This window comes from Subtercola frigoramans (assembly GCF_016907385.1).
In the GTDB taxonomy this organism is placed as follows: Bacteria; Actinomycetota; Actinomycetes; order Actinomycetales; family Microbacteriaceae; genus Subtercola; species Subtercola frigoramans.
In genome coordinates, this window is the sequence record NZ_JAFBBU010000001.1 from 2,214,853 (window position 1) to 2,239,190 (window position 24,338).

General features: G+C 64.8%; 22 protein-coding genes. 6 read left to right on the top strand and 16 right to left on the bottom strand.

Going from position 1 to position 24,338, the window contains the following annotated elements; translation table 11 throughout:
• Positions 1-116: 116 nt before the first annotated feature.
• Positions 117-896, bottom strand: a complete 780-nt coding sequence (locus JOE66_RS10365) for a class I SAM-dependent methyltransferase (protein WP_205109187.1) — start codon at positions 894-896, stop codon at positions 117-119.
• Positions 897-969: 73 nt separating this feature from the next.
• A complete protein-coding gene (locus JOE66_RS10370) occupies positions 970-1,914 on the bottom strand; it encodes a hypothetical protein (RefSeq protein ID WP_205109189.1) in 945 nt (314 codons plus the stop codon).
• Positions 1,915-2,069: 155 nt separating this feature from the next.
• On the opposite strand from JOE66_RS10370, the gene JOE66_RS10375 reads away from it, so the two are divergent.
• The 3 genes from JOE66_RS10375 to JOE66_RS10385 all read left to right on the top strand — a co-directional run bounded on the left by JOE66_RS10375 (position 2,070) and on the right by JOE66_RS10385 (position 6,172).
• On the top strand, positions 2,070-3,602 hold the full coding sequence (locus JOE66_RS10375) for an APC family permease (protein ID WP_205109191.1): 1,533 nt from the start codon (positions 2,070-2,072) through the stop codon (positions 3,600-3,602).
• A 2-nt stretch (positions 3,603-3,604) separates the two neighbouring features.
• Positions 3,605-5,041 carry an FAD-binding oxidoreductase gene (locus JOE66_RS10380; RefSeq protein ID WP_205109193.1) on the top strand — a complete coding sequence of 479 codons (1,437 nt, stop codon included), beginning with the start codon at positions 3,605-3,607 and terminating at the stop codon, positions 5,039-5,041.
• A gap of 204 nt (positions 5,042-5,245) precedes the next feature.
• Complete coding sequence (locus tag JOE66_RS10385; RefSeq protein WP_205109195.1) at positions 5,246-6,172, top strand: hypothetical protein; 927 nt, start codon at positions 5,246-5,248, stop codon at positions 6,170-6,172.
• An 81-nt stretch (positions 6,173-6,253) separates the two neighbouring features.
• Here JOE66_RS10385 and JOE66_RS10390 read toward each other — a convergent pair whose 3' ends face one another.
• The 7 genes from JOE66_RS10390 to JOE66_RS10420 all read right to left on the bottom strand — a co-directional run bounded on the left by JOE66_RS10390 (position 6,254) and on the right by JOE66_RS10420 (position 12,305).
• Positions 6,254-6,739 carry an NUDIX hydrolase gene (locus tag JOE66_RS10390; RefSeq protein ID WP_205109196.1) on the bottom strand — a complete coding sequence of 162 codons (486 nt, stop codon included), beginning with the start codon at positions 6,737-6,739 and terminating at the stop codon, positions 6,254-6,256.
• Positions 6,740-6,891: 152 nt separating this feature from the next.
• Positions 6,892-7,710, bottom strand: coding sequence for an SDR family oxidoreductase (locus JOE66_RS10395; protein WP_205109199.1), 819 nt, complete (start codon positions 7,708-7,710; stop codon positions 6,892-6,894).
• A gap of 73 nt (positions 7,711-7,783) precedes the next feature.
• Positions 7,784-8,296 carry a mycothiol transferase gene (locus JOE66_RS10400; protein ID WP_205109201.1) on the bottom strand — a complete coding sequence of 171 codons (513 nt, stop codon included), beginning with the start codon at positions 8,294-8,296 and terminating at the stop codon, positions 7,784-7,786.
• Between the two features lie 150 nt (positions 8,297-8,446).
• On the bottom strand, positions 8,447-9,316 hold the full coding sequence (locus tag JOE66_RS10405) for an LLM class F420-dependent oxidoreductase (RefSeq protein WP_205109203.1): 870 nt from the start codon (positions 9,314-9,316) through the stop codon (positions 8,447-8,449).
• Positions 9,317-9,337: 21 nt separating this feature from the next.
• Positions 9,338-9,847 (bottom strand): hydophilic protein, encoded by a 510-nt coding sequence (locus tag JOE66_RS10410; RefSeq protein ID WP_205109205.1) that lies wholly within the window; start codon positions 9,845-9,847, stop codon positions 9,338-9,340.
• 251 nt (positions 9,848-10,098) lie between these two features.
• Entirely contained in the window at positions 10,099-11,010 is a 912-nt protein-coding gene (locus tag JOE66_RS10415) for an aggregation-promoting factor C-terminal-like domain-containing protein (protein ID WP_205109207.1), read from the bottom strand.
• 257 nt (positions 11,011-11,267) lie between these two features.
• Complete coding sequence (locus JOE66_RS10420) at positions 11,268-12,305, bottom strand: zinc-binding metallopeptidase family protein (RefSeq protein WP_307827155.1); 1,038 nt, start codon at positions 12,303-12,305, stop codon at positions 11,268-11,270.
• 134 nt (positions 12,306-12,439) lie between these two features.
• Between JOE66_RS10420 and JOE66_RS10425 the strand changes: the two genes are divergently transcribed.
• Entirely contained in the window at positions 12,440-13,384 is a 945-nt protein-coding gene (locus JOE66_RS10425; protein WP_307827156.1) for a DMT family transporter, read from the top strand.
• 71 nt (positions 13,385-13,455) lie between these two features.
• Complete coding sequence (locus JOE66_RS10430) at positions 13,456-15,324, top strand: DEAD/DEAH box helicase (RefSeq protein WP_205109211.1); 1,869 nt, start codon at positions 13,456-13,458, stop codon at positions 15,322-15,324.
• A 40-nt stretch (positions 15,325-15,364) separates the two neighbouring features.
• Here the strand turns inward: JOE66_RS10430 and JOE66_RS10435 are convergent, their stop codons facing one another.
• From JOE66_RS10435 to JOE66_RS10445, 3 genes are all read right to left on the bottom strand, one after another.
• Positions 15,365-17,053, bottom strand: a complete 1,689-nt coding sequence (locus tag JOE66_RS10435) for a long-chain-fatty-acid--CoA ligase (protein ID WP_205109213.1) — start codon at positions 17,051-17,053, stop codon at positions 15,365-15,367.
• A gap of 97 nt (positions 17,054-17,150) precedes the next feature.
• Entirely contained in the window at positions 17,151-17,798 is a 648-nt protein-coding gene (locus JOE66_RS10440; RefSeq protein WP_205109215.1) for an NADPH-dependent F420 reductase, read from the bottom strand.
• A gap of 73 nt (positions 17,799-17,871) precedes the next feature.
• Positions 17,872-18,540, bottom strand: a complete 669-nt coding sequence (locus tag JOE66_RS10445) for a TetR/AcrR family transcriptional regulator C-terminal domain-containing protein (RefSeq protein WP_205109217.1) — start codon at positions 18,538-18,540, stop codon at positions 17,872-17,874.
• 81 nt (positions 18,541-18,621) lie between these two features.
• Here JOE66_RS10445 and JOE66_RS10450 point away from each other — a divergent pair, with 81 nt between their 5' ends.
• Entirely contained in the window at positions 18,622-19,326 is a 705-nt protein-coding gene (locus JOE66_RS10450; protein ID WP_205109219.1) for a DUF4386 domain-containing protein, read from the top strand.
• Positions 19,327-19,393: 67 nt separating this feature from the next.
• Here JOE66_RS10450 and JOE66_RS10455 read toward each other — a convergent pair whose 3' ends face one another.
• The 4 genes from JOE66_RS10455 to JOE66_RS10470 form a co-directional block, all read right to left on the bottom strand.
• The gene (locus JOE66_RS10455) at positions 19,394-20,101 is read right to left on the bottom strand and encodes an ABC transporter ATP-binding protein (RefSeq protein ID WP_205109221.1); all 708 of its coding nucleotides are present in this window, start codon (positions 20,099-20,101) and stop codon (positions 19,394-19,396) included.
• 108 nt (positions 20,102-20,209) lie between these two features.
• Positions 20,210-21,691 carry an ABC transporter permease gene (locus tag JOE66_RS10460; protein WP_205109223.1) on the bottom strand — a complete coding sequence of 494 codons (1,482 nt, stop codon included), beginning with the start codon at positions 21,689-21,691 and terminating at the stop codon, positions 20,210-20,212.
• 108 nt (positions 21,692-21,799) lie between these two features.
• Positions 21,800-23,092 (bottom strand): Fic family protein, encoded by a 1,293-nt coding sequence (locus JOE66_RS10465; RefSeq protein WP_205109225.1) that lies wholly within the window; start codon positions 23,090-23,092, stop codon positions 21,800-21,802.
• A 116-nt stretch (positions 23,093-23,208) separates the two neighbouring features.
• A complete protein-coding gene (locus JOE66_RS10470; protein ID WP_307827157.1) occupies positions 23,209-24,294 on the bottom strand; it encodes a GmrSD restriction endonuclease domain-containing protein in 1,086 nt (361 codons plus the stop codon).
• Positions 24,295-24,338: the final 44 nt, after the last annotated feature.

Below are 24,338 nucleotides of genomic sequence, written 5' to 3' on the forward strand. Positions count from 1 at the left end.
TTTCACGCCCCGATTGTGGAGAACAAGGCAACAAGAAGACACACCATCAAGAGGGCAGGCGAATCCCCCCCCCCCCCCCCCCCCGTCCGAAGGCAGCCATCTCGTCACCATCACCATCACCGGCCCACGATCCCGTGCGGCACGATTCCGCGCGCACACCACGCCAGTGCGGAAACATTGAACGACCCCGCAGGCAGAAGTTCGGCGCAGCGCGCCCGAAGAGCCAACTGACGCGAACTCGAAAGCCGGGCAACATACGCGCCGGCCGGCCCGACTCCGAGCAGATACGGCTGCCACCAGTCGTCGAACGACTCGTAGTGCCGCACCACCGTCAAGCTCGAGGCTTCGACCTCCACCAGCCCCGCTGCAGTGAACAGATCACTCAGCTCACCCTCACGCGTACCCGGGAGCATCGCCTCACCGACCTCCTCTGGGTCGAGGTCATGAACCGCATCCCAGAAAGTAGCGAGCGGCCCACGGCCCCCAGCGTGATCCCACACGCAGGCCGCAACGAAGCCGCCGGGTCGAATCACTCGCACCATCTCGCGAAGACCTGCACGAGCATCCGCCATGACATGGATGACCAGCTGAGCGAGTGCACCGTCAAACTCTGCATCGGCGAACGGAAGGTGCTCGCCGCCCGACAAGCGCACGTCGACGTTCGGCAGGCGCTTCTCGACAGCCTCGACGAAAGAGGCCGACGGGTCTACCGCCGAGACTGCAGCCGCGCCGAGCCGCGCGACGAGCTGCTCGGTCAGGGCTCCGGTGCCGCAACCAACATCGAGCACACGTTCTCCCCGCCGAACGCCCGACCACTCGGAGAAGATCTCAGCGAGTGGCTCGGAGTACCGGCCCATGAAGTTCAAGTATGCGGCGGCAGTGACGTCAAAACTCATGCGACCACCGTACTCGCGGCTATGTAGACGTGGTCTTGCGCGCACCAAAGATTCAGCACGGGATTTCACTCCGTCACTCTGTGCGCCCCGAGTCGGCCGACCAGGCCACGCCCAACGCGAACAGCGTCGAAACGCCATAGTGCTCCATCGCGGCCGAAACCCGCCGGCGGCCGGTGCGCGGGTTGACACCCACGGTGCGCGAAGCGGTCTCGAGTGTCACCCCCTGCCTCATCAATCTCAACAATGGTGTCCACGTGTGTGCGACAGGCGCAACAGGTTCGGCGCGCTGCCACAGGCTCTGGAAGTACGCGCTGGCAAGCCCAGCGATCACGCCGTTGCGAACGCCGAGAACGCTGGTCGGGCGTGATTCGCCCCATTCGAAGGGCAATGCGAGCTGGTCGCCGTCGGTCCAGAACCAGCTCGGCAGATCATCGAGCATGCGAAGCTCAACACCCGCGCTGTCGTACCGGTGCACAATCGCAGCCGTAGCTGGATCGGCAATTGCTGATGTTGCGATAATGACGCGCACTGCATCTTTGCCGCTGAGCGCGTGCGCGAACCGTGCGATCCGATCTTCGGCACCCGAGAGAAAGCGGCTGACATCGGGCAGAATGGCCTGTAGCGTTCCAGAATCATGGCGAGCCGTGTCGAACCAGAGGTCTTCCGATGCGTTCGTGCCGTGCCGCATCACGATGGGCACCTGTTCGGCGGACGCCTCGCCAACCGACCAGTGACGAAGCATCGCAGGAAGCCCTGCGACGGCCCGTTCGATCTCGGCGAGATTCGCCTCAGCACTGCGGCGCAGCTCCTCCGCACCCACGGCCACAGCCGCGGCAACCCAGACCGAGGGGTCCAGATAGGAAAGGGTGGAATCGGTGCCTCCGAGAACTCCACTCCTACGCAGGCGCTCGACCGCCTCTGCCGCCTCGCGTTCAGTCAGGTGCGCCAAGGAGGCGACCGCATCGGTCGTAGCGGGCCGACCACGGTAGATCACCGCGAGGAGAGTCTCGTCATCCATCGTGGTCCCCTCGCGCATCCCCACCCGATGATGCCAACCCAGACGATCGCGTCAGCTTGTACTGATGCTTGCCGATAGCGGACGTGTCCGCAAGCGGCTCTTGTCACCGGCTGGACACTTCAGGACACTGGAGAATACCCAGAAAGGGGGTCACGATGACCGTCAACGCGCCCCGCACCGACGCGCAAGCCGATGCATTCGATCCCCCAGCTGGCGACCAGCCACAGCTGAGGCGCACACTAGGCGGGTTCCAAGTCTTCGCGATCTCGTTCGCCTTCATCTCGGTTGCGGTCGGCGTCTTCGCTACGTACGGCGAGATGTTGCAGACGGCGGGCCCGGTCGGAATCTGGCTCTGGGTTGCCGCCGCAACCGGGCAGACACTGGTCGCCCTGGTCGTCGCCCAGTTTGCAGCCCGCATTGCCCTGAGTGGCTCGTCGTACCAGTGGGCATCCAGGCTCGCGAATCCGAAGATCGGCTGGTTCTTCGGCTGGCTCAGCTTCTGGTATCTCGCCATCGCCGTAGTGACGATGGCCAACGCAATGGCGAGCCAAGCAGTGATGCCGCTGTTCGGCATGGATGCTGACGAAGGCACTGCGCGCATCGTCACCCTGGTCATCCTGGTGATCCAGGCCGCGCTGGTGATCGCCTCGACTCGGCTGTTCGGCATGATCACGTCAGCTGCGGTTGGCGTCGAACTGGGCATCATCGCCGTGTTGGTCGTCGCCCTGCTTGTCGTCATCGCGCTCACTGGAGGCGGTGACATCGGCAACCTCACGTCACGCGGGGTCTCGATCAGCGACCCCAACTATTTCGCCATCGGAGGCGGACTCATGGCCGGGGCCCTCATGGGTCTTACGACTCTGGTCGGCTTCGACTCGGCCGCAAACCTCGCCGAGGAGGCGAAGGACCCCTTTCGAACGGTACCGCGAGCGATCGTCGGATCGGTCGTCGCGGCAAGCGTTGCCGGTCTCATCTTTCTGATCGTGCTGACGGTCTCCATCAAAGACGTGGGCGCGGTCACCGCCGACGCCTCACCGGTCGCCGCGATCATCCGGGGTCAACTCGGCCCCTTCTGGGAGCGCATTCTCATCGGCGGCATCGCCTTCGCCTTCTTCGGCGCCGGGATGGTCGTGATGGCCGCCTGCGCGCGCCAAGCGTTTGCGATGGCACGCGACGGCCGCTTTCCTGCATCCGGCCTGATGAAACGCGTGAACCGTCGTACCCGCACACCGGTCGCCGCGACCCTGTTGATCGTGGCCATCGGAATCGTGCTGATGGTTGCCCTGCCCGGTGACGCCCTGAACCAGCTGCTCGTCGGCGGAACCCTGCTGCCCGCGCTGATGTACGGCGCCATCGTGGTGCTCTACCTTGCGGTGCGCACCAAGCTCGAGCGCAAAGAGGGCGGGTTCAACCTCGGTCGTTTCGAGTTGCCTGTGACCATCGTCGCCCTTGTCTGGGTGGCTCTCGTGCTCTTCGTGCTCGTCACCCCGCCAGATGCCCTGGTACCGGCGCTGGTGGTTCTCGGGCTCATTCTGGCCGGCGGCGTCTACTTCGCCTGGCTCATGATCTTCAGGCGCACAGTGCTTGAGAATGAGCCTGACGGCGGGGCAGCAGTCGAAGACATCGAGGTGGATGCCCGGCCCGAAACCACCACGGATGCCGACGCCAGCACGGCTCCGGGGGCCTGAACATGGGCGCGCTCGATGCCCTCACTGGCCGGGTCGTGTTACCGAGCGACGACGAGTACGAAACGGTGCGGGCATCCTGGAACCTGCTGTTCTCCCACCGACCGGCGGCGATCGTCTACGTTCACGACACGGGCGATGTGGTCAATGCCGTCGTCATCGCACGCCACAACGACATACCCCTGCGAGTGCGAAGCGGTGGTCATTGCCTCGAGGGCTGGTCGACACTCGACGATGGCCTGGTCATCGACGTGAGCGGGCTCACCTCGGTCTCGGTCGACACCGAATCCCGCACAGCCACGGTCGGCGCCGGACTCACGCAGGCGCAGGCGGTTGCGGCTCTCGGAGCAGCAGGGTTCGCCGCACCGACCGGCACAGAAGGCACGGTGAGTCTCGCGGGGGCAACTCTCGGCGGCGGTTTCGGCCTGCTGACCCGGGTCTTCGGCATGGCCTGTGACAATCTGCTCGCCGTCGAGATCGTCGTGGCCTCAGTCGACGGCGGCGCCGAAGTACTGACGGTCGACGCTGACAACAACGCAGAACTCCTTTGGGCCCTGCGTGGAGCCGGCAATGGCAGCTTCGGCGTCGTCACGGCGCTCACGTATGCCGTGCATCCGCTCGCCGACGTCTGTTCGGTCACTGCCACGTGGCCAGGCCTCGAGGCCTTACCAGACGTCTTTGCGACGTGGCAGGCCACTGCTCCGGTGGCCAATGAGAGGCTGACCAGCCAATTGGAGATCACCCGTGACTCAATGGTGCTGTTCGCTGTGCTCGTGCCAACGGTCACGGCCCAATCCGAGGCCAGTGATCACTCAGCGTATGCCGACTCGCCGAATGCCAACGAAACAGGGGCTGAAGCGAAGGCAGAAGCAGAGCGGATGCTCGCGCCCCTGCTCGCAATTGCGAGCCCTGAAGTCGTGGTGACACACGCATCGTGGCCCGAAACCTACTCCGGATTCCAGATCGCCACTGCAGAAGAACCGGCAAACTGGAAGTTCACCTCACAGTTCGTGTCCGAACCGTTCCCGGCAGAGGCGATCGACATCATCGTGCGCTTCATGGCGCTCGCGCCGACCGAGCACTGCAACTATTTCACAAACGCCTTCGGCGGGGCAGTCGCCCACAGCGAACCGACGGGCGGCAGCGCCTTCGCCCACCGCAACGCCCTCTTCTACGCCGAACCCGGGGCAGGGTGGGGCGCACGCGGAGGTGTAATGGCGGCCGAAGACCCACTCACGTCCCAGTGCCTGCGCTGGGTCGCCGACTTCGCAGAGGCTATGGAGCCGTTCGTGAACGGCGCATACCCCAACGTGCCGAACGCCGACGCGGCGGACTGGTTGACCGAATACTGGGGTCTCGGTGTGCCACGTCTCAGAACGGTGAAATCAGCCTACGACCCGAGCGACGTTTTCAGCTTCGCGCAGAGCGTTCCCCCATCGTGAGCCCCTTTGCCCGGTGAGGCACCCGTTGCGCCAAAATGAGCCCGTCACACGTGTCTCTTTTTGACGAAGCGGACTCAGAAGCGCGACTCACCCGACGCCGCCCACCGTGTGCAGTACTGTGTGTCGCGGGGGGGGCGGCGATTCGCTGCCGTGTGCACTGTGCGCCCACCTTCGCCATGACAGCCGAAATCCGTAGGAGAAGCCATGCCGGTCAAGCCCAGGTTCGTCGTCCGTGCGGGCGCCCTGATCGGCACCGCGGTCATGGCCGTGATGCTCGCTGTCTGGCCCTCGGCCGCCCACGCTGTCGGCGCTGCGAACGCTGTCGATGCGGCAACGTGCACCACGGTCCCGACACCGGCATTCATGCAACAGCCGTGGCTGGCATTTTCAGAGGGCCCCAATCCCTACAGCGGTGAGGCGGGAATCTTTCTCGAGCAACAACTGCAGAATCTCAATACGACGATTCTCGAGTTGTCGGGTGGTGTGAACTCGACTCTGCTGGAGGAGGCATCCAGCCAGCTCGTACTGGTCACCCAAGGTCGGGATGTGCTCGCCAACATGATTCACCTCGACACTGAGATTTCGACCACTGAACTCACTCAAGCCGATCCCTCGGACTCGACAGGCTGGTCGGAATCGCTGGCCACGCTGACGCAGGCGTTTGATGCCGATCCCTCTTCCACTGCTGTAGATGACTACATCGCGGTGATTCAGCCCTTTCTGCAGGCCGGCCTCGATGGGTCGAATCCAATCTGGACGATGGCATTGGTCGACAGTGGCTCGGAGGCAGAGCAGTCGATTCAGACACGCGCCGACCGTTACCAGACGATCGTGCAGGGTGGTGCTGAGCAACTGTCCGTGAGCCAGCAGAGCTGCGAGACCGGCCTCGGCACCACCCCGCCCGTCACCGGAACGCCGACCACAGGGGTTCCGACCTCGACGAGCATTCCTCTGGCCACCGATCCGAAACAGGCCGATTCGATGTCGTCCAGCCCGTTGACGACCTCTGCGCAGCAGACCCGCCTGGCCGACACCGGGCTCGACGGAACAACCGTGTTCGCCAGCGGCGGCATCATGCTGCTCGCGGGGATTCTGGTGCTCTGGAGAGTTCGACGCACGACTGGCGCCTGACCGCCAGGAACCCTCGAGCAGAGAGTCGACGAACCCGAGACCGTTCATCCCCTCGGCCCCGAGCGCCGCGCGTCACCCGTTTCAGCTGTGGAACGCGGTACGTTCTGCACTCGAGAGGGCGTGGGCGATGCGGTCAGCGAAGTTCGCCGAGATGGTGGGCAGGGCATCCGCCCTGAACCAGCGGGCTTCGGAATTCTCGCCGTCGGCCGGGTGAGGCTCGCCAGAGACGTACGTCATCAGGAAGGTGAGGTCGAGATATTGGGCTTGGTCGCCGTTCGGGTACGTCATCGGCGGCAGGGCGTTGACCCACGCCAGCCGGGAGGCGACGGCAGTCACGTTCGCCTCTTCGAGCACCTCGCGGGCTGCGGCGACAGCGGGCTGTTCACCCGGGTCGATGATGCCGGTCACCGGGGTCCAGGCACCATTGTCGGACCTCTTGACCATGAGGATCTCGGCATGCTCGTCGTCGCCGTCTGCCCGGGTGACGACGGCCGTGACTCCCGTCAACCAGAGCGGAGCAGAGCCGATCTTCTCGCGCAGCGCGAGTACGAAGTCAGGGGTCGCCATACGTCGACACTAGCGGGACGAGCGACGAGTGAAAGCCGCTTCATCGCGCAGCGATGTGGCCGAAAATGCCCTTGGCCATTGCCCGGAGAGCACTCTCGGCCACATTCACCGGCGTTGTGTAGTCGCGCTCGGCGCAGCGAGACGGGCCGAGACTAGCCCTGCGCCTGGATCGAGACGTCGTTCCACTTCTCCCAGGTCTCGATGCGGCTGGCGTAGTCGGCCTTCGCGATGCCGAGCGGTGCCGTTCCGAAGAAGACGCGCAGTGGCGGCTCCTCGGCGTCGACGATCTTCAGTACCGCTGCGGCGGAAGCCGAAGGATCGCCAGCGACGCCCAGTCGCTGCTTGCGGGCGGCCACGACGGCTTCGTGAAGCTCGGCATAGTCGGCGAGTGGCTCAGAGGTCACCGACGACGATCCGCCCCAGTCGGTCGAGAATCCACCGGGCTCGATCAGCGTGACCTTGATACCGAACGGGGCGACCTCCTGGGCCAGCGACTGGCTGAAGCCCTCGAGCGCCCACTTCGAGGCGTGGTAGATGCCGACGAGCGGGAACGCTGAGATACCGCCGATCGACGAGACCTGGATGATGTGCCCACTCTTCTGCGCCCGCAGGAACGGCAGCGCAGCCTGCGTCACCCACAGGGCCCCGAAGACGTTCGTCTCGATCTGCGCCCGTGCCTCCTTCTCGGTGAGCTCCTCGATGAACCCGAAGTGCCCGTAGCCGGCGTTGTTGATGACGACGTCGAGACGCCCGAAGTGCTCGTGCGCCTGGGCGACGGCAGCGAAGTCGGCGTCGTGGTCGGTGACGTCGAGGGCTATCGGCAGGATGTTGTCGCCGTACTTCTCGACCAGATCGGCCAGTGAATCGATGTTGCGCGCCGTGGCCGCGACCTTGTCACCACGCTCGAGGGCTGCTTCGGCCCACTCGTGGCCGAAGCCTCGTGACGTGCCGGTGATGAACCATACCTTCATGTGATTTCCTTTCGATGAGACAAGAGGTGAAACGAGCGAACGACCGGTGTTATGCCCGGCCGGGCCCCCGTCATCAGCGCCGCTTCAGAACGCCCTTGATGAAGGCGGCCTGGCCGACGTGTTGCGTGTCGTCGCCGATGACACTCACAAGCCGCGCCGCGAGGGTGACAGCCGGCGTCCACCGGGTGTCGACGATACGGTCGAGGTCGTCGTCACCCAGCGCAGAGACGTAGACGATCGTCTGGGCGTGCACCTCGTCGAAGTACCCGGCCAGCAGTTCAGGCGTGAGGCCCTCGACCAGCGCGACATCGTCAGACGTCTGGCCATAACCCGTGGCATCGACGTCGAAGGGAAGCGCGAAACGGTCGAACCAGCCGCCGGTCACCCAGAGCTGAGGTGAGCCCGCGGCATCGGCGAGGTGGTCATCCTGCACGCGTGTGAGGTGCCACACGAGCCAGGCGATCGTATTCGCCCCACTGTCGACGCGCGCGGTGAGCTGTTCGGGCGTGAGACCGTCGAGAACGCGGTGCACCGAACCCTGGATGCGGTCGAATGCATCGGCGAGAACGGATGCTGCGCTTGTCATAGTCGTACCCCGCTGTGCAGGGAGAGCCCAGCGGCTTCTGCTGCCTGGGTGTCGAACCAGGGGAACAGGCTGATCTTCTGCATGGAATTCCCTTCGTCGGGCTTCGTTGTCACCCCAAGGCTAGGGGGTTGTCTGGCTGAATCGCTGCGCTCAGATCTCGCTGAGACGTGAGCCCAGTGCCTCTGTGGTGCGCGAGACCCAGCCGGCCGGGTCGGGTGCCTTCGGGCTCGTCGTCACGAGGTCTATGCCGATGGAAGAATATTTCTCCATCGAGGCGAGAAACGCGTCGGCGTCGTCGAAGCGGTCGGCGCCCGTGATGACGGTCTTCTCAATCGCATCGTAGTCGCGACCGAGATCGTCGCAGTGACCACGCAGAACCTCGAGCTTGTGAGTGAGGCCATCGAGACCCACGTCGAAAAGATTGCAGGCATCCGCGTACTGGGCAACCAGGCGCAAGGTCTTCTTCTCGCCGCTTCCGCCGATGAGAAGCTCCGGCCCGGGCTTCTGGATGGGCTTCGGCGAGCAGATCGTCTCGGCGAGGTGGTAGTACTCGCCGTTGTACGCTCCGTCGTCGTCGCTCCACATCTGCTGGCAGATCTGGATGGTCTCCTCCAGTCGCCCGAAACGCTCACTGAGGCCCGGGTAGGGCACACCGAGCCCGAGGTGCTCGCGTTCGTACCACGCCGCACCCAACCCCAGAACGGCGCGTCCTCCGCTGAGCACATCGAGCGTGGTGACGATCTTGGCCAACAGCCCTGGGTAGCGATACGTCACGCCGGTGACGAGAAGCCCGAGCTTGATGGTCGAGGTCTGCCCGGCGACGAATCCGAGGGAGGTGTAGCCCTCGAGCATGGGGTCGTATGAAGTGGCAAGGCTCTCCATCTGGAACCAGTGGTCCATGAGGGTGAAGAGCGAAGCACCACCGTCTTCGGCCGCTTTTGCCGTTGCTGTGAGGGTGGGGGCAAGGGCTTCGGCCCCGCCTGGAAGAGTGAAGTTCGAAAAATGGATGCCCAGTTTCATGTTTTCACTCTACGACGCTCTCTACTCGGCGTCGCCCTTCTGCTCCTCGGCGACCACAGCATCCACCGTCGAGTCGGCCTCGGGGGCAGGCTCGACCGTGACGTCGACCTGCTCGACCTCGATGTCGACGACGTAGAACTCGTTGCGGGCACGGGCGCGGGCCTCACGCTCGAGCCGCAAGCGTTCCTGTTTCTCTGCGCGCTCACGCAGGCGATCCTGGTCGACCTCGACGCGCCGAACGCTCACTCCGCGCTTGACAGCGGGCACCGTCTTGGGAGCGGCAGTCGTGCCGGTTCCTGAGGTGGAGCGGCCGCTGCTCGGCGTTCGCGCTGCGGCCGACGTGCTGCCCGAGCGGGTTACCGGAGACGATGCACGCGACGAGGCAGCACTCCCCGATGTGACCGGGGCCTGGCCCGAGCCCTGGCAGCGTTCGCCGTTCTTGGTCTCATGCTGGATCAACGCCTGGGAAACGAGACCGACGGCAACAGCCCGCCCACAGATCGGGCATTTCGTGTTTACGCCACTCGCCATTTTTCTGTCAAACCTTTCGCACACACCGCGAGTCTCCCGGGTAAAGACCGCAGCAGGAGAGCCTGACGGACACCGTCGGCACAACCCGCCTCAGAGATTCTACGAGCAGAAACGGGCGCTGCGATCCCCGAGCCCGGAGATCTGCCCGATATTGGCGGGCCTGAAAGCCCGGTCCGGTCTTGGCCAGCCCCGGCGACGACGTCGCGAACCAGCGGCGTTCAGTACCAGATCAGTACCAGATCAGTACCAGATCAGTACCAGTTGACCGACTGTGAGTGCGACCAGGCGGAGCACGGCGTTCCGTACGAGGAGGCGATGTACTGCAGTCCCCACTTGATCTGCGTGGTGGCGTTGGTCTCCCAATCACTGCCGATCGAGGCCATCTTGCTGCCGGGCAGAGCCTGGGGGATGCCCGTGGCACCGCTCGACGCGTTGTAGGCCTGGTACGACCATCCGGATTCCTTCTGCCAGAGACTCGCCAGGCAGGAGAACTGGGAGTCGCCCCAGCCGTACTGCGATGAGGCGATGCTCGCCGCGGCGGCTTTCGCCCCGTCGACGGTGTTCGTCTGCGCCAGCGCCTCGGCAGCAGCGGCCGCTGCAGCCTGAGCGTCTGCTTCAGCCTTCTCGGCGGCCGCGGCGGCAGCTTCGGCCGCGATGCGATCAGCCTCATCCGCGGCAGCTTTCACCTGTTGCGCCTGGAATTCGGTCTGTACGGTGAGCGCTGTGACCGCAGGCGCGTCGAGTGCGCTGTAGTTGGTGAGCGAGGCGATCGACGTCGAGAGCGTGGTGGTGTCGACCTTTGCGGTGGCCAGAGCGACGACCTGGTCGGCGCGCGCGAGGGTGTCCTGGGCCTGGGCGACAACCCGCGATTTCTCGACGGTCGCGGCGAGCGCCTGCTCGGTGCGCTGGGAGGAAGCGGCCTTCTCGCTCGAAGCGATCGAGGACTGCGCGAGAAATCCGGAGCCGACGAGAATGCCGGTTGCGACGAGGGCCGAGGCGATGATGATCTTCTTTGTGGCGAACCGCCTCACGCCTCTGCGGAGTGCCCTGCGGTTGGTGGCGGTGTCGGTGCTAGTGGCGGCAGTGGCGGTGGACTGGTCTGATTCAGTGTGACGGGAGTGCATGTATTCCAATGGTTCGGCCGACCTGTACCTGGTTTCCACAACGGGAATCCGGATACGGGCACGTCGGCTTTCGCAGAAGAAGAAGAAGTCCTTCGCCCTTCGAGGGGCGCGGCTGGCTGACGGGTAGGGCACAGTGCGCATGACTCGAGCGAGGCAGACGTGACAGTCGGTGTCGGGTGTATTCGAGACGCGTGGTGGTCTCGGCAGGTGCAGCGGCTCCACAGTGGGCTGCCGCAGGCGAAGTGAATACCCTAACCCGGCTCAGCTGAAGAGAACCTCAGTTCTGGCTGGGAAGATCATCCACGGGCATCCGTGACCAGAGCGTGAACGAACGACAGCTTCGTTATGACCGGCTCGGTCAGGTCGAACGGATAGAAGTCACCGAGACCCATGGACCGGTTCACCCTGTTGAACATCAGCGACAGCCAATGCCAGTCGGCGAGCAGCTCCTCGATAGTGCGGTCTGCGTAGGAGAACCGCGCCACGATGTCGCCGACACCCGTGAACCCGACTCGATCGGCGTGCAGGATGAGCCCGGAGCCCGCAGCGGTGGCGACCGTGCCCGTGATATGGAGGTAGTGGGCGAAGGTCTCCGCGAAGTCCTCCCACGGGTGCATGGTCGCGTAGTCCGAGATGAACGATTCGCGCCAGGTCGCTGGGGCGCCATATCGATAGTGGCGGGCGATTGCATCGCTGTAGCTTGTGCGCTCGTCCCCGAAGAGCCGGCGGCACTCTGCCCAGCGCTCGTCGGTGTCGACGAGGATGTTCTGGAAGTAGTGGCCGACCTCGTGCCGGAAGTGGCCGAGTACCGTGCGGTAGACCTCACCGAGCTTGACCCGCAGGGTCTCGCGGTAGTCGTCGAGGGATTCGGCGAGATCGATGGTGATCACGCCGTTCGCGTGGCCGATCGTCACAGGCTCACCGCTGCGGCTCGACACGAGATCGAAGGCGAGGCCGCCCTCTCGCTCGTAGAACGGTACGACCGGCAGCCCCAGGTCGTTCAGTTGCACCAGCAGACGTCGCTTGTCGACCGCCGTGTCTGCCAACCGTTCGAGCGCCAGCGTGTCGTCGTTGGACGGCTGGCGCCGGGTGAGTCTGCAGGCCCGGCACGCCCCGCTCGGCTGGCTCGTGTCTGCCAGCCAGTTGCACTTCCAGAACCGGTTGGAACAGGCCACCCAGACAGACCCGTCGATCTCGATCTCACTGCCCTCAGCGCCGACCAGGAAGAACCCACGGGTCGGTGCGTGGAAGCCGATCGAGGCGGTGCAGGTGGGGCAGTCGAGGGTTTCGAGGAAGACCGGGGACGAGCAGTTCGGGCAGCGCAGGGAGTTCACACCTGACATCTTGGCGGGGTGTACACCGGAGCGCAATCGGCGAACCGACGAGCGTGTCAATCGTTACGCAGGAACTTCGTCGAACGCGCCCGTGGGGTGCGCCGGCTCGGGCGGCAGGCAAGTACCCTGATCAGGTGGAAGTTGAACTCATCACGCTGACGCCCATGCAGGCCCTCGGCATTCCGATCGCCCTCGTCGGTGCTGTCTTTCTCGCCCTCGGCGCGGAATTCCAGCACAGAGGAGTGAACAAGGTCGACGCCGCGACCGGCAAGAGTGCATCGACGGGCCTGAGTGTCGGCCAGTTGCTGGCCCTGGTCAAGCGGCCGTCTTGGGTGCTCGGCACCCTGATGCTCGGGCTCGCCATCGTCTTTCAGCTCGTCAGCCTGTTCCTCGCTCCCCTGACCGTGGTGCAGCCCCTGGGAGCCATCGCCCTGGTGATCACCTCCATCGTCACGGCACGAACCACGAAGACGAAACTCAGCCGCCAGACCATCAGGGGCATCATCTTCTGCGTGGGGGGCATCGCCTTGTTCGTCACCGTCGCTGCGCTGACGACCTCCTCGCTCCCGATCGATGAGACGCAGCTCATCATCGTGCTGGTCATCCTCGCGATCGTGCTGGTCATCCTCGGTGCGGCGTTCCTGATGTTCCGTCACCGCTTCACAAACATCTTCTACATCGTCGGGGCGGGAATTCTGTTCGGTTTCGTGGCAACCCTCGCCAAAGTCATCATCGACCGGGTGCACACGATAGTTCAGCGGGGTTTCCACCTCACTCCCTCCGACGGCATCACCATCTTCTGCATCGTCGGCATCATCGCCGCGGCGCTCATCGGCTCGTACTTCGTTCAGACGGCGTACTCCTCTGGCCCTCCCGATCTCGTCGTGGCCGGCCTGACCGTGATCGACCCGATCGTGGGGGTGAGCATCGGAATCTTCGTGCTCGGCGAGGCGGCGACTGCGCCGATCTGGGCCGGGTTCGTCTTCGTGATTGCAGGCGCGCTCGCGGCCTACGGGGTGTTCCAACTCGCCAGGCGAGCCCCGCACGTGGCCGAGTTGTCAGACACACACCAGGCCTGACTCTGACTCGTCAGCACAGAATTCGGCCTGCGGGACCTCACGACCGGCTCGACGGGCTACCTTTGGTAGTTATGACTACCACTGACACCAGCGCGCCGAGCGAGGCAGAAACTGCCCCCGATGCCGTGACTTTCAGCGAATTGGGGCTCAGTGACGCGGTACTGAAGGCGCTGCGCGACGTGGGGTACGAGAATCCCTCCGCCATCCAGGCCGCCACGATCCCGCCGCTGCTCGCCGGTCGCGACGTTGTCGGCCTCGCCCAGACGGGCACCGGCAAGACGGCAGCGTTCGCGCTGCCCATCCTCTCGCGGCTCGACCTCTCGCAGAAGAACCCTCAGGCGCTGGTTCTCGCGCCCACGCGCGAGCTGGCGCTGCAGGTCTGTGAGGCGTTCGAGAAGTACGCCGCACACATGAAGGGCGTGCATGTGCTGCCGGTCTACGGCGGCCAGGGCTACGGAACGCAGCTGTCGGCCCTCCGCCGCGGCGTTCACGTGGTCGTCGGCACGCCGGGGCGCATCATGGACCACCTCGACAAAGGCACGCTCGACCTCTCCGAACTCAAGTTCCTGGTTCTCGACGAAGCCGACGAGATGCTCAAGATGGGATTCGCCGAAGACGTCGAGACGATTCTGGCCGATACTCCGGATGAGAAACAGGTCGCCCTCTTCTCGGCGACGATGCCCGCGAGCATCCGGCGCATCTCGAAGAACTACCTGCACGACCCCGAAGAGATCACGGTCAAGAACAAGACCACCACCTCGGCCAACACGACCCAGCGCTACCTGCTGGTCTCGTACCCGCAGAAGGTGGATGCCCTGACCCGCATTCTCGAGGTCGAGAACTTCGAGGGCATGATCGTCTTCGTTCGCACCAAGAACGAGACCGAGGCGCTCGCCGAGAAACTGCGCGCTCGCGGATACTCGGCCATGGCGATCAGCGGCGACGTGCCCCAGGCCCAGCGCGAACGAACGGTGAACCAGCTGAAGAGCGGCAAGCTCGACATTCTCGTGGCCACCGACGTCGCCGCCCGCGGGCTCGACGTCGACCGCATCAGCCACGTGGTGAATTACGACATTCCGATCGACACCGAGTCGTACGTGCACCGCATCGGGCGCACCGGCCGTGCGGGCCGCAGCGGCGCCGCGATCAGCTTCGTCACACCCCGCGAGCGCCACCTCCTCAACGCGATCGAGAAGGCGACGCGCCAGCCGCTCACCCAGATGCAGCTGCCGAGCTTCGAAGACGTGAACCTCACGCGACTGGCTCGCTTCGACGATGCGATCACCGAGGCACTCACGCAGACCAGTCGCATCGAGGCCTTCCGTGACATCGTCGGGCACTACATCGAGCACCACGACGTGCCCGAAGCCGATGTCGCTGCAGCACTCGCCGTCGTGGCGCAGGGTGACACGCCCCTGCTGCTCTCTGCTGCCGATGAGCGTGCCCAGCGGCCGGAACGCGCCGACCGTGGCGACCGAGCTGCCCGGGCCGCCGAGCGCGACCGCGGTGGCCAGGGTGACCGCAGGGGGTCGTACGACCGCGACGATCGCGGCGGCCGCAGCGAGAGGGCCAGCGGCACGAGCGGCTACGGAGCTTCTTCTCGCGGTGACGACGGCGACAAGCCCGAGCGCCGCGCGCGCCCCGCGAACCGCGCCATGGCGTCGTACCGCATCGAAGTCGGCAAGCGTCACAAGGTCGAACCCCGCCAGATCGTCGGCGCCCTCGCAAACGAGGGCGGATTGAGCCGTGAGGACTTCGGAGCGATCCAGATTCTGCCCGAGTTCTCGCTCGTGGAACTGCCGGCCGATCTGCCAGGCGACGTTCTCGGCAGGCTCAAGGGCACTCGCATCAGCGGCAAGTTGATCGAGATCCAGCCCGACGCCCGCCCCACCCGCCAGGGTTACGGCACCGATCGCCCCGACCGCAAGCCGCGCCGCTAGCCGGGCCGCTCATCCCCGGCCTACGCGACCAGCGAACACGCTAGAGGCTGGGCAAAACCTGCTCGCGAACCTGCTTGCGCAGGATCTTGCCGAGCATCGAGCGGGGCATGTCGTCGATCTGCACGATGCGCTTCGGGATCTTGTAGGCAGCGAGCAGGTCACGGCAGTGCAGCCGTAGCGCCTCCTCATCGAGCGTGACGCCCGGCTCGAGCTGCACGGCAGCGACGACCAGCTCTCCTCCGCGTTCGAGTGGCTTGCCGAAAACGGCTGCGTCGACGACATCGGGGTGTGACCGGAGCGCAAGTTCCACCTCGGTGGGCGAGACATTGAACCCGCCCGTGATGATCAGCTCCTTGGCGCGGTCGACGATCGTCGTGAAGCCGTCGGCATCGACGGTGACGATGTCTCCGGTTCGCAGCCACCCACCCGGCAGAAGCGCCTTAGCTGTCTCCTCGGGGCTGTTCCAGTACCCCTGGAACACCTGCGGGCCGGAGATGAGCAGCTCACCGGGCTCCCCCTGCGGCACTTCGGTGGCCGGATCATCCAGACCGACCACCTTCATCAGCGTCGACGGGAACGGCACGCCGATCGTGCCGGTGCGGCGCGTACGGTAGAACGGGTTGCCGAGCGCCACCGGAGACGACTCGGTCATGCCGTAGCCTTCAACGAGTAAGCCGCCAGACACCGATTCCCAGAGTTCCACGACGCTGTCGGGCAGGTTCATCGCGCCCGAGATGCAGTACTTGCAGGACTTCAGCGAGATTCCGCGTTCCTTCGCGGCGAGCGCTGTTCGTTCGTAGATCGGCGGCACTGCGCAGTACACCGTGGCCGGCGACTTCTTCATGGCATCGAGAATCAGGCCGGGCTCGAACTTCGGGAAGAGCACGATCAGCGCCTGCTTGTGCACGCCGTAGGTGAGGTACAGCGTCATTCCGAACGCGTGGAACATCGGCAGGATGGCATAGAAGATCTCTTTGCGCGGCTCGGCCCCGAGCATCCATGCCTCGCCCTGCAGGGCATTCGAGTAGAGGTTGAAGTGCGTGAGCATGACGCCCTTGGGCCTGCCGGTGGTGCCCGAGGTGTACTGGATCGCGGCGAGGTCGCCGACGGCAGGCTTCGGATGCTCGGGGTCGATCGGGTCGTGGGCGAGAAGGTCCTTCCAGGCGAGCGTTCCGGCAACTTTTCCGGTCAGGGCTTCGCGCGATTCGCGCAGCTTCTTCACCGGCAGGTGCAGGGCAAGTCGCTTGAAAGTCGGGAACGCCTGCAGCAGGTTGACCGAGACGATGTGGTCGATCTCGACGTCTGAAGGGAAGTTCTGGATGGCCGCGACCGACTTGTCCCAGGCGATCACGACGCGGGCCTGGTGGTCTTCGAACTGGTGGCGGAGCTCTCGCGAAGTGTAGAGCGGGTTGTGCTCGACGACCACTGCACCCAGGCGCAGGATCGCGTAGAACGCGACGACGTGCTGAGGGCAGTTCGGCAGCAACAGGGCGACCCGGTCTCCCGAGCGCACGCCCAGGCGGCGCAGGCCCTCGGCCGCGCGGTCGACCTGGTCGCCGAGGTCGCGATAGCTCGTGCGGCGCCCGAAGAACTCGGTGGCCGGGCTGTCGCCCGCTTCAGCGACGGAGCGCTCGAGCATGTCGACGAGCGATTCGGTCGGCAGGTCGATGTCGGCGGGCACTCCCGGCTGGTAGTTCTTCAGCCAGGGGCGTGTTTCGGTGGTAGCCATGGTTCTATCTTGCCGTGCGGCCGGCGCCGGGTCCGCCAGGCCAGTGGTACCGGGGGTGGGCACACGAAAGTCGCTCACTTACCCCCGGTCACCCCGGTCAGGACTCGAGCGTGCGCGGTGCTTTCGCGAGGTTCGCGTCGAGCTCAGCCTTGTTCTGGCGAACTCCGTAGGCGGGGCGGTCACGCTCGACACGCCAGCTCTCCGAGAGCGGGCCGACGTCGACGGCGTCAAAGCCGAACTCGTCGTAGAGCGCGATCACGAGAGCGGTAGCGTCCGGGAAGTCGCTCGAGGTCGCGAGCGCACGGCGGTCAGCGGTGCCGGCAGGCGAACCTGTGGTCTGGATGTCGGCAGCCTGGATGTGGTTGAAGCCCTTGACGACCTTCGACTGCGGCAGGTGCTGCTGCAGCATGCCCGAGACGGTCGTGCGTCCCTCGTCGAGGGCGGCGATGCGGCCGTCGCGCTCCCAGTAGTAGTTGTTCGTGTCGATCACGATCTTGCCGGCCTGCGGCGCGACCGGAACGGCGGTGTAGTTCTTCAACGGCACCGTCACGACGACGACGTCGCCTGCCTCGGCGGCCTCGTCAGCCGTCGCGGCGACGGCGTTCGGGCCGAGTTCTGCAATGAGGTCAGCGAGCGTCGCTGGCCCGCGAGAGTTCGCGATCGTGACGGTGTGACCGTGCTCGATGAGTGTGCGTGCGAGTGCCGTGCCGATGTTTCCGGCTCCGATGATTCCGTAATCTGTCATGGGTACTTCAACACTGCGAACCAGATTTCATTCCGTCACGCATCCGGGCAGAGGTGCGCGATTCCAAGCACACCTAGAGCCAGCGCTCGAGACCGTCCAGAATCAGGTCGAGACCGAGAGGGAATTCGTCGGCGTAGTTGTAGCCCGGAGTGAGCACATGCTGCGCTGTCAGCTCGGCCAGATACGGAAACTCCTTGGTCGGGAGCTGAGCGAGCAGAATGTGCGCCATCGCGGCGGTCTCCTCTTCGGTCGTGAAGGGCAGACTCTGTTCCTGCATCGCGAATCCGTAGATATAGCTGTCAAGGGCCGAGAACGCGTGCGCGGTCATGGTTATGGAAAACCCGGCGTTCCTGAAGGTCGCGATGACCCGGTCATGATGGCGCAGGGTTGCCGGCCCCGGATTGGTGCCCGAGCCCTTGACCCCGATGGCCCACGGATGCCGAGACAGCGCGTCTCGGAATGACACCGATCGCTTACGCAGCGCCGACTTCCAGTCGTCGTTGTGCGACGGAAGTTCGATTTCGGCGAAGACCGCATCGACCATGGAGGTAAGCAGGTCATCCTTGTTGGCGACGTGGTTGTACAGGGACATTGCCTCGACGCCAAGCTGCTCGCCCAACTTTCGCATGGTCAGCGATTCGATACCGGATTCGTCGGCAATCGCGATGGCGGTATCCAACACCAGAGCTCGATTGAGTCGCACGCGTGATGACACGTCACCGGTACCCGATCGCTTCGCCATGATTCCCCACCGTCTCCTTGACAAGCTTACCGCGTATTCGTATCGTACTTACGACATAAGTTTACAACGTAAGGATTTGCGATGCGCCCCACACCTGCTACGTCACCCGCTCCATCGATTCGGCGCCCTCCGCTCGGCTTCACGCGCTGGTCACCCCGCACTGCGGCGCTCGTCGCGGGAGTTGCGCTCGCTTTGATGGCCGTACTGGGCGGATTCGGCAACCTCGGTGCCATCACGCCGTTGATCGTTCCCGGCGATGCAGACGCGACCGCACGCACCATCTCCCTCTCCCCCACGCTGTTCTTGGCGGGAGTTGCCAGCTTCACCGTCGTGGCGCTCCTTGACGTGATTGTCGCCGGTGCGTTCTTCACACTCTTCAGGCCGGTGAACCCCCGCCTCTCGCTCACGGCGGCCCTGCTCAGGGTCGGGTACGCAGTGCTGTTCCTCGTCGCGATCAGCAGGCTTGTGGTCGGCTATTCGCAACTGAGCGATCCCACCAGCGCTCTTGCGACATTCCAGTCGTTCACCACGATCTGGGTCGTCAGTCTGGGCCTGTTCGGTCTCAGCCTGCTCGTCGTCGGCTACCTGGCGTACCGCTCCGGCTTCATAGCGAGAGTGTTCGGTGTACTCCTCGGCATTGCCGGCCTCGGCTATCTGGCCGACGCAATTGCGAAGGCGGCCATCCCCGGGTTCACCGCCGCGTTCGCGCAGTTCACCTTTGTCGGCGAAGTCGCCCTCATCTTCTGGCTGCTCATCGCCGGCCGACGCCTGCCCTCGAATCGATAGCTCGACCGTCGTCGGCCAAACCGTGATGGCCCGGCCGACGACGGCATTCCGCGAGATGCGATGCGAACTACACGGCCGACACGGCACCCGCCTTCGCACCCGCAGTCGACACCTCTGTCACCTTGCCGCCCTTGATGTGCAGCCGCCGCTCGGCCCGGCGCGCCACAGCCGAATCGTGCGTCACGATGATCAGCGTGAGCCCCTGGTCCCGCCAGAAACTCTCGAGCAACTCCATGATCTCGTCACGGGTGTCTTCGTCGAGCGCTCCGGTCGGTTCATCGGCGAGCAGAACATCCGGTCGCTTAACCAGTGCGCGAGCAATCGCAACACGCTGCTGCTGGCCACCCGACAGCTCGGCGGGTAGATGGCCGTAGCGCTCCGAGAGACCGACAGAGTCGAGCGCCTCCTGCGAGCGCCGCCTGCGCTCCGGCCCCGAAACCGGCAGGGGCGCAAGAGCCGTCTCGACGTTCTCGAGAGCCGTCAGCGTCGGGATCAGGTTGAAACCCTGGAACACAAAACCGACCTCCTTGGCCCGAATGGCCGCGAGCTTGTTGTCTCCCAGCTTCGACAGCAGCGACGAGCCCAGCATGACCTCACCGGAGGTGGGCCGGTCGAGCGCCCCGAGCATCTGCAGCAGAGTCGACTTGCCGCCCCCCGTCGGCCCCTGGATAGCGACCATCTGCCCGTCGGGAATACTCAGCGTGACCCCGTCGAGGGCCGTGATCTTTCGTTTCGAAGCGTTGTAGGTCTTCGTCACGTTCTTCAGTTCGTACATTGTCTGTAACTCCTTCGTGTGGTTCGTGTCGTTCACGTGATGGGGGTGCCGCGCGGCTGCGTGTGCAGTCCGCGCGGCACTGTTGCACTGCTCCGGATGCCCGTGGTGCTAGCCCACCGAACGCAGAGCCTCTGCGGGCCGGAGCCGGGCCGCGCGCCAGCCACCGATTGCGCCGGCCAGCAGCCCGCCGAGCACGGCAAGCCCCACGGCGATCAAGATGATGCCGATCGTCACAGGCGCCTGCAGGGTGACGGTCGTCGTGGCGGCCGTCGACGCTGCTGCGCCAAAACCGCCGCCGCCGGGACCACCACCACCGGGTCCACCGGCTGCTGCCGTCGTCGACGCGGCCGATCCGCTCAACGTCGGGGCGATGATGTTGACGATGACGATGCCCACCAGGCCCACTACGATGCCGATCGCACCACCGATGAGACCCTGCACCACCGACTCGCCAGCGACCTGGCTGACAATGCGGCAGTTGCTCCAGCCGACAGCTTTGAGCGTTCCGAATTCACGGGTCCGGCGTGTCACTCCAGAGATGGTGAAGAGGATCGCGATCAGGAAGGCTGCTGCGAGCACCAGCACTGACAGCCACGTGCCGAGGTTCGACAGCAGAGACGATGCGGTCGAGAGTGAGCCGGAGACGGTCGAGGCGAGGTCGGCCTGCGTGCTCACTGTCGCGGCGGGCAGTGCGGTCTGAAGCGCAGCGGCCACAGAGTCGACGCTCCCTGATGAGGCGGCCGTCACGTAGATGTTGCTGATCATGCCGGCGTTGCTCGAGAGGGTCTGGGCGACATCGAGAGGGATGTAGACGTTCGAGGCCGTCACACTGTCGGAACCGGTCGATGAAACCGTGCCGACGATGGTGAACGTGGTGCCGCCGATGTCGATCGTGCCGCCGGTGGCGAGTGACGCCGAGGTGGCATAGCTGCTGTCGAGCACAGCATTGTCGGTTCCGACATCCGCCGCGGTCAGCAGTCGGCCTGTCGCCAGGCTCACGGCCGAGAGCGGGCCGACGGAGCTGCCCGACGGGTCGAGGCCGAGCACGGTGAAGCTGTTCACGTCGAACGCGCTTCCGCCTGCGCCGTCGGGGCCACCGGTCGGGGGCGTGTCACCCGCGGCCGGCGCGCCGCCCTGGCCTCCAGTGGTGCCGGTTGCGCTCTGGTCGGGAAGCTGCCCGCTGAAGGTCTGGTTTGTCAGCGCCAATGTCGCGGTCGCCGCCGAGACGCCGCTCGTCGACTGCACGGTGGCAAGCGCCGTGTCGGCAAACACCGTTTGCGTGCGACTCACTGTCAGGGTGGACTGGTTCAACGTGGTCGTGCCATCAGAGGTCGCACCCGACCCCGAACCGAAGTTGAACTGGCCGCCGGGGTTTGTGCCGGCGGTCGGTGCTGCAGCGGCCTGGCTGATCGTGATGTCGGTACCGACACCGTAGACCGACTGCAGCACCGTTGCCTGGGCACCCTGCACCCCGGCGGAGATCGAGTTGACCAGAATGACGAGGCCGATCGCCAACGCCATTCCAATCGAAATGATGATGGTCTGTTTTCGCCTGTTGACGAGTTCTCGCCGGAGGTACGTGCCGAACATGGGGCTCCTTCGTGTGGGTTCTGACACGACCCTAGAAAGGAGTCCTATGCGAGCCCTATGACCCGCCCTTCAACCGCCTAAGCAACCGCACTCCCGCCCACCGCAGATTCACACGCCAGCGCTGCCAGACCGAATCGGCCCGACTTGATCGACGGACGGCAACGGCGGGCCGAGCCGGGGCCGCCGGTTCGCAGTGTCCCCCGCCCCGACTCGATTGCTGCGTTCTGTCAACGCAACCAGCGCCAGGTGGCGATCGGAGGTCCAGCAGATCAGCTGACCCTTCTGGTCTTTATTACGGCCGAGGATGCCCGCCTCAGCGAGCTCCGTCAACGCTCGATGCGCTGCTGTCGCAGACACGCCATGCCGCACAGATGCGCTCTCGACAGTGAGAACGGGGTCAGCCGCCAAGCTGTCGAGAATTCGCAGAACGACGGCCCCGCGGCGGGGAATCGACGGCGAGGCGCCCTGTGTAGTTCTGTACTGAATCAATTCTTCACGCAGCGACTCATCCAGGCGGGCGATGTCATCACCAAGGCGTACCGCATTCGAAGCGGCGAGTTCTGCGGCCTCCGCAAACCCGATGATCCAATCGTCGAGTCGAGGCGGGTCCTCGCGAAAGGCAGTCAAACCCGAGAGGTAGGCATTCGTGTCTCCAGCAAGAACCGTACTGATTGGTATCACTGTGTTTCGAAGGGCGTCCGTCCTGCGCAATATGGTGTGGATGATCGCCCGGCCCGTGCGGCCATTGCCGTCGATGAACGGGTGGATGGTCTCAAATTGCGCGTGGGCAATGGCCGCACGCACGACAGCATTCCCTTCCGTTTCCGTCACAAAACGCGCAAGATCGTCGACAAGCCTGAGCACCTCAGACTCTGGCGGCGGAACAAAGTCGGCGCGAAGCGGACTCCACCCCGTGCCACCCACCCAGTTCTGTTCGTTTCGCAGTCCGGGTTCCAATGAAGGTTCGATGACATGTTGCAGATGCTCCAGGTCTGCCGTCGTCACCGACCGATCATTCTCAGCAAGCAGGGCAATTGCTTCCTCCGTCGCGCGGACGTTCGCAACGACGTCAAGGGCAACGCGGGTACCGAATTCCAGAAGTTCGGCAATCGCGAGTATTTTGGGTGTGACGCGGTTGCCTTCGATCCACGACGAAGAGATGCTCTCTGATCGAATGAGCAAGTGGTTCAAGTAGCCACCTCGCGCTCCAATCCGCTCGTCAGCGCGCGTAAGCACCGAGAGTGCATTCTCGGCGGCTTGCCGGGCCGCTTCGCCGATGGCTGGAAGCTTCACTCCGAGCTCGTCGGGTACGTAGGCGCGATAGCGGCCTGGAGCACGATCCTTGCGGCTGAGTTGGGCCGCATCCTGCGGATTCCATAACCGCTCGATGTAGTGGGCCACGACTTTCATTCCTCACGTAATGAGATGATTTCTCAAATCAACTTTAGTACCTATAAAGTTGATTTGTGGGCCGAGTGAACCCGGTTAGAGGTGTCCTCGCGAAGAGCACGAGAAGGCTATTCGCAGGCGATTCCGTCGTGGTGGCGGTCGAGGCCCGAGCGATAGCCGGGGTCGCCGGTGTGCAGCGGCGCGACGCCGGCAGCGCGTGCGGCGGCACAGTTGGCGTAATACGCGTCGGGCGCCGGCACGGGAGCGGGTGCTGGTGCAGGCGCGGGAGCGGGTACCGGAACAGGCGCTGGTACAGGAGCAGGTGCAGGAGCCGGCGCGGGCTGCACAACCACGGCAGGAGTGGGCGCGAATGCCGATGAGACCGCCGGCTGGCTCGGGCAGACACTGAGGATCGTCGCCAGCGCGTCATGCTCGGCCTGCGTGACCCAGAGGCCGTACGTCGCCTTCACCGAGACCTGGCGGGCGGCGTACTCGCAGCGAAACGGTTTGTTCGGCGGAAGCCAGGTGGCAGCATCCCCATCGCTCTTCTGTTCGTTCGTCGGCCCGTCGGTCGCGATCAGGTTGAGCGGGTCGTTGGCCAGGCTGATCCGCTGGGCCTGGCTGAGCTGCTGCGCGCCCTTCTGCCAAGCGTCAGAAAGGGCGACAACATGGTCGATCTGCACCGCGAGCGATGTCGAATTGCCGCGAACGAAGCTGATGGTCGTGGCGGTGTAAGGGTCCGCAAGAATGCCCGTCATCACCTTGCACGGGCCCGATTTTGTCGCCGCGGTGAGATCGCGGGCGAGAATGTCGTTGCCGGTGTCGCAGCCGTTCCTGTCGACATCGAGCCAGGCCGTACCGAAATCGCCGACGCGGTCGTATCCCGTCTTCGGCGCGCGACCCTTGACGGCCAGCTTCGCGAGCACGTCGATCGCCATTCCCGCCGTGACGCTGGAATCGGATGCGGAGACGCTTGCGCTGTCGCCGGAGGCGACCGGCGTCTCCGGATCGAGCTGTTCGGTATTCTGCGTGGCCGTCGGAGTCGGTGGAGAAGTCAGAGTCGGCGCGGCAGTCGCTCTGGCGCTCTGTGTCGCTGCAGTGGCGACACCCTCGGCCGCCGACGCGCACGATGTCAGCGCGAATGCGAAAACCAGTGACACGATGGCCCCGGCGACCACAAAAACCCGAGGCGGCCGCCCCATTCTGTTCGTCACTGTTCCCCCGATGTGATGACTCACAGCTTGGCACAGTCCCGTGC

Excerpts from the sequence above, each read along its gene's own strand:
- JOE66_RS10445 (WP_205109217.1), bottom strand. The coding sequence starts at position 18,540 with ATGGCGAAGCGATCGGGTACCGGTGACGTGTCATCACGCGTGCGACTC.
- JOE66_RS10400 (WP_205109201.1), bottom strand. The coding sequence starts at position 8,296 with ATGACAAGCGCAGCATCCGTTCTCGCCGATGCATTCGACCGCATCCAG.
- JOE66_RS10395 (WP_205109199.1), bottom strand. The coding sequence starts at position 7,710 with ATGAAGGTATGGTTCATCACCGGCACGTCACGAGGCTTCGGCCACGAG.
- JOE66_RS10380 (WP_205109193.1), top strand. The coding sequence starts at position 3,605 with ATGGGCGCGCTCGATGCCCTCACTGGCCGGGTCGTGTTACCGAGCGAC.
- JOE66_RS10410 (WP_205109205.1), bottom strand. The coding sequence starts at position 9,847 with ATGGCGAGTGGCGTAAACACGAAATGCCCGATCTGTGGGCGGGCTGTT.
- JOE66_RS10430 (WP_205109211.1), top strand. The coding sequence starts at position 13,456 with ATGACTACCACTGACACCAGCGCGCCGAGCGAGGCAGAAACTGCCCCC.
- JOE66_RS10435 (WP_205109213.1), bottom strand. The coding sequence starts at position 17,053 with ATGGCTACCACCGAAACACGCCCCTGGCTGAAGAACTACCAGCCGGGA.
- JOE66_RS10455 (WP_205109221.1), bottom strand. The coding sequence starts at position 20,101 with ATGTACGAACTGAAGAACGTGACGAAGACCTACAACGCTTCGAAACGA.
- JOE66_RS10450 (WP_205109219.1), top strand. The coding sequence starts at position 18,622 with ATGCGCCCCACACCTGCTACGTCACCCGCTCCATCGATTCGGCGCCCT.
- JOE66_RS10440 (WP_205109215.1), bottom strand. The coding sequence starts at position 17,798 with ATGACAGATTACGGAATCATCGGAGCCGGAAACATCGGCACGGCACTC.
- JOE66_RS10390 (WP_205109196.1), bottom strand. The coding sequence starts at position 6,739 with ATGGCGACCCCTGACTTCGTACTCGCGCTGCGCGAGAAGATCGGCTCT.
- JOE66_RS10375 (WP_205109191.1), top strand. The coding sequence starts at position 2,070 with ATGACCGTCAACGCGCCCCGCACCGACGCGCAAGCCGATGCATTCGAT.
- JOE66_RS10405 (WP_205109203.1), bottom strand. The coding sequence starts at position 9,316 with ATGAAACTGGGCATCCATTTTTCGAACTTCACTCTTCCAGGCGGGGCC.
- JOE66_RS10460 (WP_205109223.1), bottom strand. The coding sequence starts at position 21,691 with ATGTTCGGCACGTACCTCCGGCGAGAACTCGTCAACAGGCGAAAACAG.
- JOE66_RS10370 (WP_205109189.1), bottom strand. The coding sequence starts at position 1,914 with ATGGATGACGAGACTCTCCTCGCGGTGATCTACCGTGGTCGGCCCGCT.
- JOE66_RS10365 (WP_205109187.1), bottom strand. The coding sequence starts at position 896 with ATGAGTTTTGACGTCACTGCCGCCGCATACTTGAACTTCATGGGCCGG.
- JOE66_RS10385 (WP_205109195.1), top strand. The coding sequence starts at position 5,246 with ATGCCGGTCAAGCCCAGGTTCGTCGTCCGTGCGGGCGCCCTGATCGGC.